The sequence below is a fragment of the Microbacterium sp. Yaish 1 genome, from assembly GCF_002245215.1.
Lineage (GTDB): Bacteria > Actinomycetota > Actinomycetes > Actinomycetales > Microbacteriaceae > Microbacterium.
This window is the reverse complement of record NZ_NPMR01000001.1, coordinates 493,394-512,514: the sequence shown is the minus strand read 5'-3', so window position 1 is coordinate 512,514 and position 19,121 is coordinate 493,394. Positions and strand designations below refer to the sequence as shown.

Sequence of the window (19,121 nt, the reverse complement as noted above, 5' to 3'; positions counted from 1 at the left end):
GGCGGCTCAGATCGGGACGCGCGTCTGCTGCAGCACCGAGGTCAGGATAGTGTCGGCGGAGACGCCCTCGATCTCGGCATCCGGGCGCAGCTGCAGCCGATGGCGCCACGCGGGCACGAGCATCGTCTGGACGTGGTCCGGCGTGATCGCCGGGTAGCCGCCGAGCCACGCCCACGCCTTGGCGGCGGCGAGCAGGGCGGTGGCGGCGCGCGGGCTCGCGCCCAGCTGGACGGACGGGGATTGGCGGGTCGCGCGGGCCAGATCCACGACGTAGCCGAGGACGTCGTCCGAGACCTCCACGGCGGCCGCGGCCTGCTGAGCGGCGCGGATCTCGGCCGCCGTCACGACCGCCGATACGCCCGCGGTCTCGAGCGCGCCGGGCCGGAAGCCGTCGGCGTGGCGACGCAGCACGGAGATCTCGTCGTCCCGGGCGGGGAGGTCGATGACGAGCTTCAGCAGGAAGCGGTCGAGCTGCGCCTCGGGGAGGGTGTAGGTGCCCTCGTGCTCGACCGGGTTCTGCGTCGCCGCCACGAGGAACGGGTCGGGAAGCGGACGGGAGACGCCGTCCGCCGAGACCTGGCGCTCCTCCATGGCCTCCAGGAGAGCCGCCTGGGTCTTCGGCGGCGTCCGATTGATCTCGTCGGCGAGCAGCACGTTGGTGAAGACCGGCCCGGAACGGAACTCGAACTCTCCGGTGCGAGCGTCGTAGACGAGCGATCCGGTGACGTCGCCCGGCATGAGGTCAGGAGTGAACTGGATGCGGGCGGTGTCGAGTCCCACCGCCCGGCTGAAGGTGCGCACGAGCAGCGTCTTCGCGACGCCGGGCACGCCTTCGAGCAGCACGTGCCCGCGGCCGAGGAGCGCGATGAGAAGGCCGGTGACAGCGCCGTCCTGACCGACGACGGCCTTGCCGACCTCGAGCCGGACACGGTTCATCGCCTCGCGCAGGTCGCCGGGTGCGGTCTCGCTCATGGGGTGTTCCTTTCGGGACGGACGGATCGGAGGAAGGCGGCTTCCAGGTCGCGCAGCCGGTCGGCGGCGTCGACGAGGTCGCGGTCGTTTCGGGGGAGGTCGTCGATCAGGATGCCGCGAACGCGTGTGCGATCGTCGCCGATGCGGCTCGCCGCGGCATCGGCGATGGCGCCGGCATCGGCGGAGCCGAGCCCCAGCGCCCGCGAGATGCGGCGCAGCGTCTCGCGTCGGAGCTGGTCGAGCGCGTGCACGGGGTCGGCCGACGCCGCGTACAGGCGCGCCCGGCCCTCGGTGGTCTCCGACGCGCGGACGGTCACCGGCAGGTTCTCCGCCACGAGCGGTCCGAAACGGCGACCGCGCCAGATCCCGGCGGCGACGGCCGAGCCGAGCAGGAGCAGGATCGCGGGGGTCACCCACGGGGGTGTGAGCTCACCCAGCGACGGTGCGCCGGTGAGCGAGCCGTCGCCGATCGACGGCAGGTACCAGACGACGGTGCCACGGGAGCCCAGCAGGTTGAGCCCGAGCGCGGCGTTCCCGTCGTCGGTGAGCCGCTGATTGACCAGCAGCGCGGTCGCGTCGAGGGCGACGACCCGGTCGGCGCCCTCGCCGGAGGCGACGAGCCCGAATCCGGCTGCGGCCGGATAGCACGCCTGGTCGGCCCCGTCGGCGGTGAACACCTCGCCGGGGGCGACCGGCCCGCTGATGGCGGCGGCGGACAGGTCGCAGGCGGGCCCGACCGCGGAGCCGTCGGCGAAGCCCGCACTGCGCGGGTCTCCGAGCAGCAGGCGCAGATCGCGCGTGCGCGGCTCGAGCAGGACGACGCCGGAGGCGGCATCCCGCAAGCCCACGAGGTCGTCGTCGTCGAGCGGTGCGGTGTCGGCGATCGCGAGCGTCGCGTCACGGCCGTCGAGGGCACGCAGCGCCGCCGAGCGGTCGCGGGCGATCTCGATCTCGACGCCTCGGTCGCGCAGCAGCTCGGCCAGCGCCCGCGAACCCTCGGGGCCGGCGGCCTCGGGGTCGAGGAGCCCCTGCGCCGGCATCGTGTTGATGCCGGCGATCGCTGCGACCGCGATGCCGGCGACGAGGAGGCCGGCGCCCACTCCCGCCCAGCCGAGCACCGAGCGCGATCGTCGACGCAGGGCCGACGGTGCGGCGACGGCCGTGCTCATACCGGCATCTCCGCTCGTGCCGCCGCGAGGCGCTCGTCGAGGGCCCGCACGGTGGCGTATGCCTCAGCCGTGCCCGGCCGCCGCAGGTAGCGCACGTCGTCGAACACTCCGGCCACCCGGTCGAGCTCGGCGCTCTCCGCGGGGAAGACGCGTCCGGCGTCAGCGGCGAACCGATGCACCGTCGTGCCCGGAGCCGGGTCGACGATCGTGCGCTCCGCGAGCCCCCGGGCGAGCGCCCGCACACGGAGGACGATCGCCTCGTCCCAGGCGCCGCGGCCCGCGGCATCCGCCGCATCCGCGCGTATCTGGTCGGCGCTGCGTGTCTCGTCCTCGCCGAACAGCGGCACGCTCGCCCGCGAGCGCACGACAGTGCGCGGGCGCCCCCAGATGAGGATCGCCACGGCGACCAGCACCAGCAGCACCACGATCGCTCCGACCGCGAGCCAGGGGCCGAGTGTCGCCGGAACCTGCCCGTTGAACAGAGCCGCCAGGAAGTCGACCACGCCACGCGCGAAGCGGTCGATGGGCGTGGGCTGGGCCTCCTGGTAGGCGGTCTTCGAGAGTTCTTCCTCAGCCCAGCGACGGGCTTCGTCGGGGTCCGGGGCGACCGGAGTGGCGAGGAATCTCATGCGCGGTCAGCGCCCGGAGCGGTCCAGTCGGTCGATGACGGACGATCCGCGGGGGCTGCGGGGGTCTCCTCGGACGCGTCAGCCGGAGCCGGGGCCGGACCCGGAGCCGGCGGTTCGGCGGACGTCGGCGGCTGATACCCGGCCGGCGCGGCGTACCCGGGCTGGGCCGCGTAGCCCGACGGTGCCGCGTAACCCGGCTGCCCGGGGTAGCCGTATCCGGCATGTGCGCCTGCGTACGCCGGGGGCTGCTGCCAGCGGCCGTCCATCACACGTCCCACATTGCGCCGATAGGGGTCGGGGGCTGCGATTCCGGCGTCGCGCTGGTCGACGTACGACGACAGGTCGAGGTCGAGCCCTTCGCGCCGCATGCGGCAGTCGACGTAGACGAGCGCTCCCGCGGTCGACTGCACGATGACGGCGATGGTCTGGATGAGGGTGACGAACGCCTGAGCCAGAAGCGTGCCGACGAGCAGCGCGATGATCTGGCCGGGTTCGGGGTCGCCGGTCGGCGTGATGACGGATGTCAGCCCCATCGTGACGAACGAGAAGGGAACGCTGATCACCTGGGCCAGGATGCCGAAACTCGTCGAGATGATGACGATGATCCCGAGCGTCGGCCAGAACCGGCCGCGCGTGAGTCGCCACGATCGCGCGACGGCCCCGAAGACCGTCGACTGCTCGAGCACGATGACGGAGGGAACCAGCAGGAGCTTCGTGCTCAGCCACAGGCTCAGCGGGATCGCCGACAGCCCCAGGATGATGGCGAGCACGATGGCCGCGGGACCGACGCTCATCGCGAGCCCGACGACACCCGCGGTGAGGATGCCGATGACGACCGCGACGATGAGGAACACCAGGGCGGAGTAGCCGATGAGTCGCCAGGCCACCGGCTTCACGCGGCGCCACAGGCCGCCGAGGGTGTGCTTCTCGGCGACGACGGCGTGTGCGACCTCACTGACCACGACCCCTTGGACGATGACGCCCAGCGCCCCCGCGGCCAGCGACAGCACGAGCGCCGTCGCTCCGCTGATCGCGATGGAGCCGGCCAGGACGGTCTCGAACTCGTCGGTGCCGGGACGGAGCGACGCGAGCCGGCCGAACGTCGCGAAGCCGACTGCGACGATTCCCGCGGTCGCGACGAGGATCGCGGCGGTCTGCACGACGAGGGCGAAGCCCAGCAGCACCTTCGGATTCTGCCGCAGGGCCGAGAACGAACGCCCCAGGATCACTCCGAACGAGAGCGGGTGAAGCGGGATGATGCCGGGACGCGGCGCCGGCGTCCACGCGGGGTATGACGTCACGATGCACTCCTGGAACAGTCGGCTCGGTCGAACCCATCGTGTCACACGAGCGCGCGGCGTCCGGAGTCGACGGTGCGCGGGTCGGGTACGGTGAGTACGCGCACGTCGCGCGCGAGCCCGAGCCGAAAGACGAACGCCGCCCATGACTTCTCGCATCCTGGTGGTCGATGACGACACCGCACTGGCGGAGATGATCGGCATCGTGCTGCGCACCGAGGGGTTCGACACCGTCTTCTGCGCCGATGGCGCGGCGGCCGTCGAGACCTGGCGCAGCGAGAAGCCCGACCTGATCCTCCTCGACCTGATGCTGCCCGGCGTGGACGGCATCGAGATCTGCACGCAGGTGCGCGCCGAGTCCGGTGTGCCGATCATCATGCTGACCGCACGCACCGACACCGCGGATGTCGTGCGCGGGCTCGAATCGGGAGCCGACGACTACATCGTCAAGCCGTTCAATCCCAAGGAGCTCGTTGCCCGCATCCGTACCCGCCTGCGTCCCGCGGTCGCGTCGGCATCGGAGTCGCTGCGCATCGGCGATCTCGTCGTCGACATCGAGGGCCACGAGGTGCGGCGCGGCGCCGACGTCATCGCGCTGACGCCGCTGGAGTTCGAGCTGCTCGTCGCGCTCGCCTCGAAGCCGCAGCAGGTGTTCTCGCGCGAGATGCTCCTCGAACAGGTCTGGGGCTACCACTACAAGGCCGACACGCGTCTCGTGAACGTGCACGTGCAGCGGCTGCGGGCGAAGGTCGAGATCGACCCCGACAACCCGCGCATCGTGACGACCGTCCGCGGCGTCGGCTATCGCGCCGGCGCCGTCATCTGACGCGCCGATGCCCATCCGCACCGTCACGACGGCGACGGTCGCGACGCACGGGTGGCGATCCTGGGGGCGTCGGCTCGCCCGCACGTGGCGGCGATCGCTGCGGTTCCGCACGGTCGCGATCACCCTCGGAGCGACCGCGCTGACGATCACCGTGGCACTGGTGTGGATGTCGCTGGCGATCCAGAACGACCTCTTCGAGTCGCGCACCTCCCAGTTGCTCGCCGAGGCGCAGCGGGCGACGCAGTCGGCGCAGGCGACGCTGGATGCCGCCGAGGTCGGGGGCGACGTCGTCGCCGTCGACAACCTCATGGAGAGCGTGCGCACCTCCATTCAGCGCCAGTCCTCGACCGACCGCATCGCCGCGTTCCGGATCTCGTCGGAACCGTCGGCCATCGCGCCGCAGGACTTCGACTCGGCGGGGCTCCCCGCCGACCGCATCAGCGAAGACCTGCGCGCGCAGGTCCAGAGCGACGACGAGCTGCAGTGGTGGCAGCCCGTCGGCTTCGCCGCGTCCGGCGGCGGCCAGGTGCCCGGCATCGTCGTGGGGCAGCAGATCGTCCTCCCCGAGGTGGGGGCCTACGAGCTCTACCTCGGCTACGACCTGGCCGGCGAGGCGCAGACCCTCGCATTCGTCCAGATCACGCTGTGGATCGTCGGCGTCGGGCTGGTCGTCCTCATCGGCGCGATCTCGTGGATCGTGCTGCGTTCGGTGACCGAGCCGATCGCGCAGGCGGCCGAGAGCAGCTCGCGGCTGGCGGCGGGCGACCTCGCGGTGCGGCTGCAGGTGCGCGGCGAGGACGAGTTCGCGACCCTCGGACGGTCGTTCAACGCGATGGCCGACAGCATCGAGGCGCAGATCAAGGAGCTCGCCGAGCTGTCGCAGGTCCAGCAGCGATTCGTCTCCGACGTCTCGCATGAGCTGCGGACGCCGCTGACGACGATCCGGCTCGCCTCCGACATGCTCAACGACCGGCGGGAGGAGTTCGATCCCGTGGCGGCACGTGCGGCGGAGCTGCTGCACGACCAGGTGCACCGGTTCGAGGTGCTGCTCACCGACCTGCTCGAGATCAGCCGTTACGACGCCGGCTCGGTGCAGCTCGAGAGCGAGCCGACGAGTATGACCCAGCTCGCCGAGGACGTCATCGCGTCGATGGCTCAGCTCGCCGAGCAGCACGGCAGCGATGTGCGACTCGTCGCACCGGGCGGCTATTCACCCGTGGAGATGGACCCGCGGCGCGTGCGCCGGATCGTCCGCAACCTGCTGGGCAACGCGATCGAGCACGGCGAGGGGCGGCCCATCGTGGTCAGCGTCGACAGCGACGCCCGGGCGGTCGCGATCGGCGTGCGCGACTATGGTCTCGGGATGCGGCCCGCCGACGCCGGGCGCGTCTTCGATCGCTTCTGGCGAGCCGACCCCTCGCGCAAGCGCACCATCGGCGGCACGGGGCTCGGACTTTCGATCGCCCTCGGCGACGCCCGGTTGCACGGCGGCACACTCGCGGTGTGGTCCGAGCTCGGACGGGGGACCAACTTCGTGCTCACGATTCCCCGGCGCAGCGAGCCGCTCGACGGTCACTCGCCCCTCCCGGTCGACCCGGGGGAGGATGGCGTACCCTTCGACGATCTGGGGTTGACCCAGCCGATCTCCCTTCCCCGTCCCGCGAGAGGCTCGTCGTGAAACGTCCGCGCCCGGTCGCCGCCGTCCTGGGGATGCTGTTCACCCTCCTGCTGGCCGGCTGCACGGGGCTGCCGACCTCGGGCCCCGTCGTCGCCGGCGCGCCGATCGACCAGGAGGCCGGCGCTGTCGACTTCTCCTTCCTCCCCGACGATCCGCCGCCGGGGGCGACGCCGCAGCAGATCGTGGCGGGATTCCTCGCGGCGGGGTCGGGACCGCGTGACGACTGGGGGACGGCCCGGCAGTTCCTCGCGCCGGATTTCCGCTCGTCCTGGCAGCCGACCGCCCGCGCCACCATCGACCTCCCGGGCGAACGCGTCTACACCGTCGCGGGCGACGGGACCGTCACCGTCTCCATCACCCCCGAGGCAGCCGTCGACGCCACAGGGGCCATGTCGGTGACCGACGGCGGCTCGATGCCGCTGGACTTCTCCCTCGTCGAGGTCGACGGCGAGTGGCGGATCTCGGACGCGCCCGACGGCGTGGTGCTCGACCGCGCCCGGTTCCAAGCGGTCTTCCGCGAGTACTCGGTCATGTACTTCGACCGGTCCTGGACCTACCTCGTGCCCGACCGCCGTTGGTTCCCCGCGACCAACGCCGCCACCCACATCACCGAGGCCCTCATCGATGGCGACCCCAGCCCCTGGCTCTCGGGCGCCGTCTACTCGGCGTTTCCGGAAAGCCTCGAGCTCGCGACGCGCGCGGTCCCGCTCGAGGGGGGAGTGGCCCAGGTGCCGCTGTCGCAGTCGGCGCTCGCGATCGTGCCGGAGACCCGCAACCGGATGCAGGCGCAGCTGGACGCGAGCCTGCAGTCGGCCGGCATCCGCGGCGCCCAGATGTCGGTCGACGGCGAACCCGTCGCCGCCCAGGCCGTCGATGTCCGGCCGATCCGCGTCGATGTCCGGCCAGCGGTCCTGACCGAGGAGGCCTTCGGATTCCTCTCCGGCTCGGAGATCGAGCCGCTGCCGGGGCTGTCCGCCGTCCTCCCCGATCTCGAGCCGGAGTCGATCCAGCTGGGGGCGGATCGCAGCACGGCCGCCGTCCGCACGGCAGCCGGCGCTGTCGTGCGCGTGCGCGACGACGCGACCTTCGAGATCGTCGATGAGCGGGCGGGACTGGTCGACCCGACCATCGATCCGCAGGGCTTCATCTGGAGCGTGCCGGCCGGTGAACCGTCGGGCCTGACGGCCACGGGCGCCGACGGCACGGTCGTCTCGATCGCCAACGCGTGGCCGGGCGCATCGCAGATCTCGAGCATCGAGGTGTCGCGCGACGGCACGCGCATCGCCGCCCTGGTGCGCGACGGCTCGCGTCCGGCGCTGTGGATCGCGGGCATCCTCCGCGACGACGACGGGGCACCGGTGGGACTGGGCGATCGCGAGACCGTGGCGCAGCTGCCCGGCACGGGCATCGACGCGAGCTGGGTCGACGGGTCCACCATCGCGGTCCTCGCGGAGGACGGCGATTCCGACGTCGTCATCTCGCAGTCGGTCGGCGGCTTCGGGGAGGAGATCGTGGCACCGGCCGGCCCCGTCGCGATCGCCGCCACGAACCAGCTGCGCGCCGTCCGTCTTCTCGACGGCGAGGGCGTCCTCTACGCGCAGAAGGGGCAGGCATGGCCTACGGTGGCGGGCGGCATCCGCGTACTCGCCACCCAGCAGGGCTCGCCGCGCTGACCTCTCCCCGGCGACGGGCCCGACGCCGTCGTCCACAGCAGCGGGAACGGCGCTGCCTCCGACCCCAACGCGTCGACAGCATGGGGTGATGCAGCCCGACCCCCTTCGGCGCGGGCCGTGGCGGGACCATCTCGCCGACGCGCTCGATCTGCTCATACCCGTCTGGTGCGCGGGATGCGACGCACCGGGCCGACCGCTCTGCGAGACCTGCGCCGCGGAGATCGCGCGAGCGCGCCGGCGCGATGCCGACGGGCTCGACGTCCGCAGCGCCGCGCGCTACGAGGGCACGGCCGCCCGCGTCGTCCGTGCGCTCAAAGAAGACGGCCGCACCGGCTTGGCCCGACCACTCGGCGCCCTGATGGCAGACCTGGTCCGCCAAGCGGGGTGGGCGGATGCCGTGCTGGTCCCGGTTCCGCCGTCACGGGCGGCGCTGCGCCGTCGGGGGTACGCCGTGCCCGAGCTGCTCGCACGGCGCTGCGAGGCCCGTGTCGCTCGGTGGCTCCGTTCGCGTGGACGCACCCTCGACCAGCGTCTGCTCGGCCGCGCGGAGCGGCAGCGCAACGTCGCGGGCGCGTTCCTCGCGCGGCCGGGAGCGGGCGCCGTCGTCATCGTCGACGACGTGATGACCACGGGAGCGACGCTCCGCGCGGCGCAGCGCGCGCTCAGCGCTGCCGGTCGGCAGGTCGTGGGCGCCGTCGTGCTGGCCGACACGCCGCTCCGGGTGGGCGCTGAAGATATTCCCGGCGGTTCATGAGTGACAACGCGCGCTCGCCGCACTAGCGTGGGGGAGACCAAGGCGAACGAAGGTCCGCCCTTGAACCGGGCGGACCGGAGCAAGGAGGTCAGGATGGAAACCAGCATCGTCGGCGTGGGAGTCGGGATCACGGATCGCTTCCGCACGGTGGCTGAAGAGAAGTCCAGTCGCATCGAGACGCTCGCACCTCGTGCGCAGCGCCTCGACATCAAGGTCACGCATCACGCCTACCGCAACGGGCGCATGGATGATGAGACCGTCGAACTGACCCTCACCGGAAAGGGACCGATCGTCCGGGCCGAGGCCACGGACGGCGACAAGTTCGTCGCCCTCGATCTCGCGGTCGACAAGCTCGTCGAGCAGGTTCGCCGCGCCAAGGACAAGCGCGTCGATGCGCGGAACCACCCTCGAGGAGCCAAGCTCGACAAGGGAACCGGCGCTCTCGAGGGTATCGACGTCGAACCCGCATCGGTCGAGGTCCTGCGTGCCGTCGCGACGGGTGAAGTGCCCGTCATCGGCGACTCGGCCGACGAGGACGACTACACGCCCGTCGTCATCCGCACCAAGGAGTTCGGCGCCGAGTGGATGACCGTCGAGGAAGCCGTCGACCGGATGGAGCTCGTCGGACACGACTTCTTCCTGTTCATCAACGCCCGCACCGACCACCCGAGCGTCGTGTACCGCCGCAAGGGCTGGGACTACGGCGTCATCTCGCTGACCGCGGCCGCTCCGCCGGAGGCCGAGCTGGCGTCCTGACCTGAGGACGACGACGGGGGCGGGTGCCATCACGGCATCCGCCCCCGTCGTGTTCCGGCCGAAGCCGGCGCTCTCAGTCGAACATGCCGTCGAGCATGCTGCCGATCACGAGACCGCCCAGGATGCCGCCCACCATGTTGCCGCCGTTGCCGCGGCCACCCCAGCCGCCGCCGTACCCGCCGGGCCCGCCCCAGCCGTCGTTCGGACGAGAGCCGTCGATGTCACGCTGAGCGAGCTGCAGGGCCTCGCCCGCGAGAGCGGCGCACCGCCGCGCATCGGCCAGCGCCTTCTCTCGGTCGTCCTCGGGGATCGGGCCGACGGGAGCGAGCCCGAGGCGCAGGCTCTCGGCCTCGGCGAGCCGCGTGCGCGCGTCGGCGCCGATCCACCCGCGGTGACCGGCGATGACGCTCCGCGCAACGGACAGCTGCCGATCGGCGTCGTCGATCGCGTGCCGGACGTGGCTCTCGGGCGGGATCGGGCGCGCAGCGCGCTCGCGGGCAGTGTCGACGGCGACGTCGAGCGCGGCGTTCTTCTCGCGGAGCATCGAAAGCTCGGCGAACGGATCGCCCGGGGTCCCGGCGGGGCTGACGCGCGTCAGCGCCTGCTGGAGCTCCGCCATCGCCGTGGTGACCGCCGGGGTCTGCGGAGCGGTGCGCGCCGCGACGAGGTCGTCACGCGAGTCGGCGACGACGTCGGCGAGGGTCGACTGCGCCCTAAGCGCCTCGACCTCGAAGTCGTCGACCGCGTCGAGCAGGGTGCGCGCGCGGCGTACCGCTTCGGTCGCGGTCTCGAGCGCGATGTTCGCGGGACCGCGCTCGCCGGCAGCGCGCCGGCGCTCGGCGACATCCGCCCCATGCTCGGCGAACTCGAGGAGTCCGGCCGCCTCGTCGGCGTTCCCGCTGACCCGGTTGAGCGCGTCGGGGTGATAGCGGCTCGAGACCCGCTCGATGACGGCGCGGGCGGGGGCGATGCGCTCGCGCAGAGTCGCGACGTCGGCCCGGATGCCGGCGAGGATCTCGGGCGCCCGCCGCGCGCGCTCGATCGCCTCGGACAGAGCCGAGACGCGGTCGTCGAGCAGGTCCTGCGCCCATTCGCACAGCTGGACGATGCGCGCGTTGCGCGTGCGCACCTCTTCGGGGGTGTCGGGGATCTCGTCGTGGTTGAGCTGCTTGAGGTGGAATGCCTCGCCGAGGTGGTGACGCACGGCGGCGATCGCCTCGCGCAGGGGCGCGGTGGCCTCCTCGCCGAGCTCCGCCTCGGCGAACACCATCTCGTCACTCGTGACACGCAGGCGCTCGTCGGCTCCGACGAGCGCGATGTCGGCCTCGCGTGCGAGGTTCGCGTCCGCGTCCGCGACATCCTGCTGTTCCCGCTTGCGTCTGCCCCAGAATCCAGCCATGTTCCGATCCTAGGTCTCGCGGTCGTCGCCGGACGGGAGATCGTCGTCTCTCGCAGGCGACGCCAAGGTCACGGGCCGATAACATGGGCTCCATATGCCCGTGCGCACGCGCGGGCGCGGCCGACGTGGCGTCGGCGCACCCGACAGATGGAGATCCGCTGTGGCCAACCCTCTCGAGAAACTGCTCCGCGCCGGTGAGGGCCGAGTGCTGCGCCGTCTGCAGCAGATCGTCAAGGCCGTGGGCGCGCTCGAAGAGGACTACGCCCGCCTCACCGACGACGAGCTGCGGAACGAGACCGCCGAGCTGCGCACGCGTCACGAGGCAGGCGAGACGCTCGACCGCCTGATGCCGGAGGCCTTCGCAGCGGTCCGAGAGGCCGCCAAGCGCACGCTCGGCCAGCGCCCCTACGACGTGCAGGTCATGGGCGGCGCTGCCCTTCACCTCGGGAACATCGCCGAGATGAAGACCGGTGAAGGAAAGACGCTGACGGCCACGTTCGCGGCCTACCTCAACGCCATCGCGGGCAAGGGCGTCCACGTCATCACCGTCAACGACTTCCTCGCCTCGTACCAGTCCGAGCTCATGGGCCGCGTCTATCGCGCGCTCGGCATGACCACCGGAACGATCGTCTCGGGTCAGACCCCCGAGGTCCGCCGTGAGCAGTACGCCGCCGACATCACGTACGGCACGAACAACGAGTTCGGCTTCGACTACCTGCGCGACAACATGGCCTGGCGGCGCGAAGACCTCGTGCAGCGCGGCCACTTCTTCGCGGTCGTCGACGAGGTCGACTCCATCCTCATCGACGAGGCCCGGACCCCGCTCATCATCTCGGGGCCGTCGTCGGGTGAGGCGAACCGCTGGTTCGTGGAGTTCGCCCGCGTCGCCCTCACCCTTGAACCGGGTGTCGACTACGAGGTCGACGAGAAGAAGCGCACCGTCGGCGTGCTCGAGCCCGGTATCGAGAAGGTCGAGGACTACCTCGGCATCGACAACCTCTACGAGTCGGCGAACACCCCGCTCATCTCGTTCCTGAACAACTCGATCAAGGCGCGTGCTCTGTTCAAGCGCGACACCGACTACGTCGTCATGAACGACGAGGTCATGATCGTCGACGAGCACACGGGCCGCATCCTCGTCGGCCGTCGTTACAACGAAGGCATCCACCAGGCCATCGAGGCGAAGGAAGGCGTTCCGGTCAAGGCCGAGAACCAGACCCTGGCCACCGTCACGCTGCAGAACTACTTCCGCCTCTACGAGAAGCTCTCGGGCATGACCGGTACCGCCGAGACCGAGGCTGCCGAGTTCATGTCGACCTACAAGCTCGGCGTCGTCCCGATCCCGACGAACAAGCCGATGATCCGCAAGGACCAGCCCGACCTCGTCTACAAGAACGAGACCGCGAAGTTCGCGCAGGTCGTCGAGGACATCGTCGAGCGCCACGCAACGGGTCAGCCGGTGCTCGTGGGCACGACGAGCGTCGAGAAGAGCGAGTACCTTTCGCGTCTGCTCGCGAAGAAGGGCGTCAAGCACGAGGTCCTCAACGCCAAGAACCACGCCCGTGAGGCCGAGGTCGTCGCCCGTGCCGGTCGCCTGGGCGCCGTGACGGTCGCGACCAACATGGCCGGCCGTGGTACCGACGTCATGCTCGGCGGCAACGCCGAGTTCCTTGCCGTCCAGGAGATGAAGTCGCGCGGGCTCGACCCCGTCGAGACGCCGGAGGAGTACGAGGCCGCGTGGGACGAGGTCTTCGCGTCGGTCCGCGAGACCGTCGCCGAAGAGGCCGAGAAGGTCGTCGCGGCCGGTGGTCTCTACGTGCTCGGTACCGAGCGTCACGAGTCGCGCCGCATCGACAACCAGCTCCGCGGACGTTCGGGCCGTCAGGGCGACCCCGGTGAGAGCCGGTTCTACCTGTCGCTGACTGATGACCTCATGCGCCTCTTCCAGTCGGGCGCGGCCGAGGCGATCCTCGCGCGGACGAACTTCCCCGAAGACGTCGCGATCGAGTCGTCGATGGTCTCGCGGGCGATCAAGAGCGCGCAGGCGCAGGTCGAGGCGCGCAACGCCGAGATCCGCAAGAACGTCCTCAAGTACGACGACGTCCTCAACCGCCAGCGCGAGGCGATCTACGCCGACCGCCGCCAGGTGCTCCACGGCGACGACCTCTCGGAGCGCGTGCAGCACTTCATCGAAGATGCCATCAGCGCCGTCATCGACGACCACACGTCGTCGGGTCACACCGAGAGCTGGGACTTCGACGCCCTCTGGACCGAGCTGAAGACGCTCTACCCCGTGGGCGTCACGATCGACGAGGTCGTGGCCGAGGCCGGGAACAAGGGACGCATCACCGCGGACGTGCTCAAGCGCGAGCTGCTCTCCGACGCGAAGATCGCCTATCAGAAGCGAGAGGAGTCGCTCGGCGAGCCGGCCATGCGCGAGCTCGAGCGTCGTGTCGTGCTGCAGGTGCTCGACCGCCGCTGGCGCGACCACCTCTACGAGATGGACTACCTCAAGGACGGCATCGGCCTGCGTGCGATGGCGCAGCGCGACCCGCTCATCGAGTACCAGCGCGAGGGGTATGAGATGTTCCAGTCGATGATGAGCCAGATCAAGGAGGAGTCGGTCGGCTTCCTCTACAACCTCGAGGTCGAGGTCCGCTCCGCCGAGAGCGGCGACGTCGACGCGAAGGGGCTCACCCCGACGCCGGTCGAGACGCAGAAGCTCGAGTACTCCGCCCCGAGCGACACCGGGTCGGGCGAGGTCGAGGTGCGCAACGATCGCGGTCAGGTGCAGAAGACCGCGACCGCGAAGGCGCGTCAGCAAGCGGCCGAGCAGGAGGCCCCCGCCGACGCACCGCGGGGCGCGTTCGGGCAGAAGATGGGCGCGAACGAGGATGCCGGAGACGCGGGCAACCGCGCGGCACGGCGGGCCGCGGGCAAGAAGAAGTAGTCGTCGCGGGGATTTCATCCGATCGGGTGATTTACGTGAAGGTTCCCTCATCGGGGTCGCCGTGAGCTGCCACTCCCTCTAGCATCGTTGCCGTAACGATGTCGTCCGGTGACCGGGCGACATCCGCCACGACTGATGAGGGGAGCCGTCATGGCCACGAAGTTCGACATGGGCGCCGATACGCTCAGCATCCTGAACAAGCAGACCTCGACACAGTCGGACAACCTGGGAGCGCTCATCATGCAGCTCGCCCAGGCGTCCGAGCCGGTGGAGAAGTCGTTCCAGGGGCCGGCGCGCCAGGTGTTCGACCTGTTCCAGGCCAACGCGCAGGGCCTCGCCAACGAGATCAATCGCGCGCTCGGCGCCATCCTGCAGGGGTCGGTCGGGATGGACACCTCTGTGCAGCAGGGCGTGCAGGAGCAGGCCGATCAGACCCGCAGCGTCGACGGCGCGCAGGATTACACCGGTTTCTCGGGTCGCGCCTGAGCCGCGGCATCCCCATCGATACGAACGGAAGCGACACGACATGTCTGACCGCCTCGCATTCAACATCAGCGACTCCGAGTCCGCCCAGCAGAACTTCCTCGCCGTGGCGACGCGCCTCGAACAGCTCATCGCCGAGCGCGACAAAGAAGTCAAGACCGCGATGGCCGATGCCCGCATCGACGGCGCCGACGCGACCTACCTCGCGAAGGAGCAGCGCTGGAACGCGATCTCCGACAACACGAAGAACATCGTCCAGGCGCTCAAGCAGGCGATGACCCAGAACGACGCCACCGCGCAGAACGCACTGAGCAAGGCCAAGGCGGCGGTCGACGCCATCGCGTGACGGTTGCGAGCGCCGCCGGCTCTGTGTCGGCGGCGCTCGCAGCGCATGACAGGGGGAAATCATGTCGTCGTATGAGATCGACCCGGCTGGGGTGCAGGCCGTGGTGAATGCGGTTCAGGCCGAAGCCGCCGAGCTGATGCAGGGCATCGACACCGAGGCTCTCGAAGGCCAGGTCATGGATGTGGCGGGTGTCCCCGCCCCAGGGGTGGCGAGCGCCCTCGGCGAGTTCCTCGGCAACGAGGCGCCGGTCATCGAGAGCATCGGCAACCGCATCATGGCGAGCCTCGCCGGTGTCGCCACGGTCGCGCAGGCCTACGGCACCGCCGACGACGAGATGCTCCAGACCATTCAGGGGCACGCTGTCGACGCCGCGGAGTCCGGCGACTTCTCGTACTTCGCTGACGCCTGAACGCGGGGAAGACGATGGCACAGCACGAACTGCCCGACATCAGCGCTCACCCGCTGAACAACATGAACACCGAGGCGATCGAGACAGCCGCCGCCGCCATCGAGGCGCTCGGAGCGGGTGTGGGCGAGAACGGCACTCAGGCGGTCTCGGCGTGGGCGCCGATCTCGTCGGCCTACAAGGGGCCGGGTGACGCCGAGCTCATCGCCGTCATGGTGCCCGTGGGGAGCATGGCGACCTCGGTGAAGGACCGCACGGCATCGGCTGCGCGGAGCTTGCGGACCTTCAAAGACACCGCCGACGAGATCAAAGCGACGATGGCGACGCTGAAGTCCGATCTCGCCATCCACACGTACAACGTCAACAATTACGAGCCGCCGCAGCCCGCCACGACGGGCACGACGAATACGGGCATCTACGGCACGACGACGACCACCGGCTCATACAACGGGTCGTGGAACGCGTACGGCGCCGCTGCGGTGAGCACCGATTGGCGTGATGACAGTGCGCTGGTGGCGGAGAACGAGCGCATCATCAAGGCGCTCAACGACGCGGTCGAGCGGATGCACGAAGCCGAGCGGCAGTGCGCGTCCGAGCTTCGCGGGCTGCACGGTCTCACCGCGCTCACCGCCGGCGACGGTGGATACGAGAACGGGCAGTACGGCGTCGACAGCATCCCGCATGATGCGGCGACTCCGTGGGGCACCGCGAATCCCGATGACGAGAACTGCGCGGAGGCAGCCGGTAGCTGGGTTGTCGGCGCCGGACAGGACCTCGTCGGACTCGTCGGCATGCGGTGGGACGAGGACGGCAACTTCTCGTGGACGTGGGACAACTTCGCCGAGACCTGGACCGGGATGGCGTCGCTCATCACGTACAACCCCGAGTCGGGGCAGTGGTTCGACTGGGGTCACGCCGGTGATACCTGGCTGGGCGTGGGGCAGGACTTCATCGCCTACGACCGGTGGGGTGAGAACCCGGAGGGTGCGGCAACGGATGTCGTGCTGAACGTGGTCTCGTCGATCGGTGTCGTCGGGCTGGTGTCGAAGATCGGCAAGGTGGGCAAGGCGGGGCGCGCCGGACGAGTGGATGCCGACGTGGACGTCGATCTGGATGCGGCTGACTTCGACGTTCCCGTCGTCCGTTTCGACACCGACATCGACCTCGACTTCGGAGATCTCGACCTCGATCTCGATCTGCCCGACGGGCGTCCCGACGTGCCGAACGGCCGCCCCGACGTTCCGGCCACGGCGATCAGCGATGCCACGGGTGGACCCGACGGACCCTCGAATGCTCCCGAGGGCGGAGGCCCGCACGGTTCGTCGAGCGGTCCCGAGGGTAACATCGGCAGCCCGGGCGGTGTGCCTGGTGGTGCGAGTGATGGCTCGCCGTCGGCCGGCGGCGATACGCCGGGTGACCGGCCGGGTGGCGATGGACCGCAGACGGTGCCCGATGGCGTCGAATCGGGCGCTCCGGTGGACCCGTTCGTGGCCAACCGCACGCCTAACACCGATGTCGACTTCCAGGCGTCTCCCGAGTTCGACAGCGCCGTCGATGCGCGTCAGCAGGCCGTGATCGACCGCCGCGAGGCTGTGGCCGACCGCAACGCCGCGATCGCTGCGCTCAACGATCTCGGTGTGGAGGTCGACCCGGGCGATCTGACCAAGAGCAAGATCGACACGACGATCGATGACTTGATCGACGACGTGCGAGAGAACCGCTCGCTCACACCCGACGAGGTCGCGGAGCGTGTCGAGGCGCTCCGCGAGTTGCGCGAGACAGCCTGGAACGAGCGCGAGTCGTTCGTGGGGCAGGTCAATGCGTCGGAGGTGATGGGCGACGCGGGTGCTCGGGATGCGATCCGTTCGCAGGGCGCGGACGTCGTGGTCGATGGTCGGGGAGCGTCGGCGGGTCAGTTCGATCAGGTCGGTCTGACGCGCGATGGGACGACGCTGATCGTGGCGGAAGCGAAGGGCGGCGCGGCCGACCTGAGCTCGTCGGGTCGCCTGCTTCCGGATGGCTCGCGGGCTCCGCAGGGGTCGACGGCGTATTTCAACGAGGTGTTCCGCCTCGATCCGACGCTGCAGCAGTGGCTCGCGGACAACCCCGCGATCGCGCGTGGCCTGCTGGAGGGTGACATTGACATTCGCTATCAGCTGGTCCGCACCGACGGGAACGGCGTCGTGCGTATCGAGGACCTGGCGCTCGACTCGCGGTCTCTCGACCTGCGGGGCGAGGGGATGCCGGCGCGCCAGCCCGAATTCGTCGCGGCCGGCGGTGTGCGCGCCGATGCCGGTGCGCCGACTGTGGTCGACGCGATCGTGCAGGATGCGTCGGGCATCGACACGCCCGACAACGGGTCGGCGACCGTGGTGGGCGACGGGCACAGCGGGGGAACCGCGACCGTCGTCGGCGACGGCTCGGGCTCTCCTCATGACCTGTTCGGCACGGATTCCCGCGGCGCGGACGATGGTGGGCGCAGTGGACATGACCCGAGCGGGTACCCGCGGTACGGGTCGAGCACGCCCGTGGCCGACGCGATCGCGGCCGGTGTCGACCCGGTGCACAACGGTTTGGACGGCGTTCCGAGCGAATGGCGGCGTGTCGCCGACGATCCCATCACGCCGAAGGATCTGCATTACGGAGAGCCGATGGCGCAGCACGGACACGCCACGATGCCCGAGAAGCCGGCCGCCGGACGGTCGGGTTTCGATATCGTCGGAGACACAGGCGCCCCCTATGGTCGTCATCCTGACGGAACGCCGCTGAGTGCGGCCGAGTACGATGCACGGTACACAACTGCCCCCTACAATTGGGACAACTATCCACCCAACGCCGGCGCAGTGCGTGGGACGCGGGTGGAGTACTCGAGCATCCAGGCGTTCATCCGCGACTACGGTTTGCAGCTCGACCGTGTTGGCAAACCCAACGGACCCTACCTGGGGCTGATGCCGGACGGCGTGCCTGCGACGTTCGAGGATCGCTCTCTTCCCATCTCTTCGCTGGGTAAGCCCCTTTCCAATTATCAGCTTTCCGGCTCTCTTCCTGACGGGTGGTCCATCGAGGTGAGCCGTATTGCGCCTGCGTTTGGCCGTCAGGGTGGGGCGATGCAGGTGCTCGTGAAGAATGCAGCTGGCGAGCATGTTCCCGTGTCAGAGCTGGAAGCAGCAGGAGTGCTACTGTGAGCGCGACGAGCGATCGTGAGTTCGCCTTTTCTTCTGAATTTCGTGAATGGGCGCGTCGCGCTGGCTACTCCGTAGCCCTCGAGGAGAACCGCATCGTGATCTTTGACGTGGGCGGCGAGATTCGGTATTACGTTGGTGCGCAGAGCGGGGATTACGTGGTCACCCGCGCCGACCGTTCTGAGGCAGAGCGTTTCGTCCTGAGCGCTCGCGCGTTCGTGGACGTCGAGAGGTATCTCACCCGGGCTCTGAGCGTTGATGCTCGCGCCGCCGCGGGGCTCTCCCCGGTCAAGTTGCCCTTCGATGAGGAGAGCGTTGCGCCCGGATACGAGACGGTGACCCTTGCCGATGGTCTCGCGGGGCTGACTCGATCGACGGGGGAGGTGCGCGGCGTGCGATTCGCGGATCGCTTCGTCCATCCCGCTGTTCAGTATTCGTACTACGCCGACGCTGATCTCGCCGACCTGCGGCGGTCGCTGGAAGCGCCCGACGGTGCGCCCCTATTCACGAGGTATGTGTCGTAGCAGATCGGGTATGGTGATGAATACAACCGAGATCAGCGTCGTCGATGCCGCGTCCGGCAGCAGACCTGAGAGGCAG

16 protein-coding genes are annotated in these 19,121 nt (G+C 70.0%); 11 read left to right on the top strand and 5 right to left on the bottom strand.

What is annotated here, in order from left to right; translation table 11 throughout:
- Positions 1-6: 6 nt before the first annotated feature.
- The 4 genes from CI089_RS02585 to CI089_RS02570 are packed head-to-tail and all read right to left on the bottom strand — an operon-like array spanning position 7 to position 4,071.
- Positions 7-972 (bottom strand): AAA family ATPase, encoded by a 966-nt coding sequence (locus CI089_RS02585; protein ID WP_064955664.1) that lies wholly within the window; start codon positions 970-972, stop codon positions 7-9.
- Positions 969-2,141: a DUF4350 domain-containing protein gene (locus tag CI089_RS02580; RefSeq protein WP_256977399.1), complete on the bottom strand. Its 1,173-nt coding sequence runs from the start codon at positions 2,139-2,141 to the stop codon at positions 969-971. Before CI089_RS02580 ends, CI089_RS02585 begins: the two co-directional genes overlap by 4 nt.
- The gene (locus CI089_RS02575) at positions 2,138-2,770 is read right to left on the bottom strand and encodes a DUF4129 domain-containing protein (protein WP_094260126.1); all 633 of its coding nucleotides are present in this window, start codon (positions 2,768-2,770) and stop codon (positions 2,138-2,140) included. Before CI089_RS02575 ends, CI089_RS02580 begins: the two co-directional genes overlap by 4 nt.
- Positions 2,767-4,071 (bottom strand): glycerophosphoryl diester phosphodiesterase membrane domain-containing protein, encoded by a 1,305-nt coding sequence (locus tag CI089_RS02570; protein ID WP_094260125.1) that lies wholly within the window; start codon positions 4,069-4,071, stop codon positions 2,767-2,769. Before CI089_RS02570 ends, CI089_RS02575 begins: the two co-directional genes overlap by 4 nt.
- Positions 4,072-4,213: 142 nt before the next feature.
- Between CI089_RS02570 and mtrA the strand changes: the two genes are divergently transcribed.
- The 5 genes from mtrA to hpf all read left to right on the top strand — a co-directional run bounded on the left by mtrA (position 4,214) and on the right by hpf (position 9,755).
- The gene (mtrA, locus tag CI089_RS02565) at positions 4,214-4,894 is read left to right on the top strand and encodes an MtrAB system response regulator MtrA (RefSeq protein ID WP_094260124.1); all 681 of its coding nucleotides are present in this window, start codon (positions 4,214-4,216) and stop codon (positions 4,892-4,894) included.
- A gap of 7 nt (positions 4,895-4,901) precedes the next feature.
- Positions 4,902-6,572, top strand: a complete 1,671-nt coding sequence (mtrB, locus tag CI089_RS02560) for an MtrAB system histidine kinase MtrB (protein ID WP_094260123.1) — start codon at positions 4,902-4,904, stop codon at positions 6,570-6,572.
- Entirely contained in the window at positions 6,569-8,245 is a 1,677-nt protein-coding gene (locus CI089_RS02555; RefSeq protein WP_094260122.1) for an LpqB family beta-propeller domain-containing protein, read from the top strand. Before mtrB ends, CI089_RS02555 begins: the two co-directional genes overlap by 4 nt.
- An 88-nt stretch (positions 8,246-8,333) precedes the next feature.
- The gene (locus tag CI089_RS02550; protein ID WP_094260121.1) at positions 8,334-8,999 is read left to right on the top strand and encodes a ComF family protein; all 666 of its coding nucleotides are present in this window, start codon (positions 8,334-8,336) and stop codon (positions 8,997-8,999) included.
- Between the two features lie 93 nt (positions 9,000-9,092).
- A complete protein-coding gene (gene hpf / locus CI089_RS02545; RefSeq protein ID WP_094260120.1) occupies positions 9,093-9,755 on the top strand; it encodes a ribosome hibernation-promoting factor, HPF/YfiA family in 663 nt (220 codons plus the stop codon).
- 73 nt (positions 9,756-9,828) lie between these two features.
- Here hpf and CI089_RS02540 read toward each other — a convergent pair whose 3' ends face one another.
- A complete protein-coding gene (locus tag CI089_RS02540) occupies positions 9,829-11,154 on the bottom strand; it encodes a hypothetical protein (protein ID WP_094260119.1) in 1,326 nt (441 codons plus the stop codon).
- Between the two features lie 160 nt (positions 11,155-11,314).
- On the opposite strand from CI089_RS02540, the gene secA reads away from it, so the two are divergent.
- The 6 genes from secA to CI089_RS02510 all read left to right on the top strand — a co-directional run bounded on the left by secA (position 11,315) and on the right by CI089_RS02510 (position 19,045).
- Entirely contained in the window at positions 11,315-14,104 is a 2,790-nt protein-coding gene (gene secA, locus CI089_RS02535; RefSeq protein WP_094260118.1) for a preprotein translocase subunit SecA, read from the top strand.
- A gap of 150 nt (positions 14,105-14,254) precedes the next feature.
- Complete coding sequence (locus CI089_RS02530; RefSeq protein ID WP_094260117.1) at positions 14,255-14,590, top strand: hypothetical protein; 336 nt, start codon at positions 14,255-14,257, stop codon at positions 14,588-14,590.
- Positions 14,591-14,630: 40 nt separating this feature from the next.
- Complete coding sequence (locus tag CI089_RS02525; protein WP_094260116.1) at positions 14,631-14,933, top strand: hypothetical protein; 303 nt, start codon at positions 14,631-14,633, stop codon at positions 14,931-14,933.
- Between the two features lie 61 nt (positions 14,934-14,994).
- On the top strand, positions 14,995-15,342 hold the full coding sequence (locus tag CI089_RS02520; RefSeq protein ID WP_094260115.1) for a DUF6507 family protein: 348 nt from the start codon (positions 14,995-14,997) through the stop codon (positions 15,340-15,342).
- A gap of 14 nt (positions 15,343-15,356) precedes the next feature.
- Positions 15,357-18,524 carry a glycohydrolase toxin TNT-related protein gene (locus CI089_RS02515; RefSeq protein ID WP_094260114.1) on the top strand — a complete coding sequence of 1,056 codons (3,168 nt, stop codon included), beginning with the start codon at positions 15,357-15,359 and terminating at the stop codon, positions 18,522-18,524.
- On the top strand, positions 18,521-19,045 hold the full coding sequence (locus CI089_RS02510; protein ID WP_094260113.1) for an Imm61 family immunity protein: 525 nt from the start codon (positions 18,521-18,523) through the stop codon (positions 19,043-19,045). Before CI089_RS02515 ends, CI089_RS02510 begins: the two co-directional genes overlap by 4 nt.
- Positions 19,046-19,121 lie beyond the last annotated feature (76 nt).

Coding starts and splice junctions, on each gene's coding strand:
- CI089_RS02515 (WP_094260114.1), top strand. CDS start 15,357: ATGGCACAGCACGAACTGCCCGACATCAGCGCTCACCCGCTGAACAAC.
- CI089_RS02530 (WP_094260117.1), top strand. CDS start 14,255: ATGGCCACGAAGTTCGACATGGGCGCCGATACGCTCAGCATCCTGAAC.
- CI089_RS02585 (WP_064955664.1), bottom strand. CDS start 972: ATGAGCGAGACCGCACCCGGCGACCTGCGCGAGGCGATGAACCGTGTC.
- CI089_RS02540 (WP_094260119.1), bottom strand. CDS start 11,154: ATGGCTGGATTCTGGGGCAGACGCAAGCGGGAACAGCAGGATGTCGCG.
- hpf (WP_094260120.1), top strand. CDS start 9,093: ATGGAAACCAGCATCGTCGGCGTGGGAGTCGGGATCACGGATCGCTTC.
- CI089_RS02520 (WP_094260115.1), top strand. CDS start 14,995: ATGTCGTCGTATGAGATCGACCCGGCTGGGGTGCAGGCCGTGGTGAAT.
- CI089_RS02575 (WP_094260126.1), bottom strand. CDS start 2,770: ATGAGATTCCTCGCCACTCCGGTCGCCCCGGACCCCGACGAAGCCCGT.
- CI089_RS02525 (WP_094260116.1), top strand. CDS start 14,631: ATGTCTGACCGCCTCGCATTCAACATCAGCGACTCCGAGTCCGCCCAG.
- CI089_RS02580 (WP_256977399.1), bottom strand. CDS start 2,141: ATGAGCACGGCCGTCGCCGCACCGTCGGCCCTGCGTCGACGATCGCGC.
- mtrB (WP_094260123.1), top strand. CDS start 4,902: ATGCCCATCCGCACCGTCACGACGGCGACGGTCGCGACGCACGGGTGG.
- mtrA (WP_094260124.1), top strand. CDS start 4,214: ATGACTTCTCGCATCCTGGTGGTCGATGACGACACCGCACTGGCGGAG.
- CI089_RS02550 (WP_094260121.1), top strand. CDS start 8,334: ATGCAGCCCGACCCCCTTCGGCGCGGGCCGTGGCGGGACCATCTCGCC.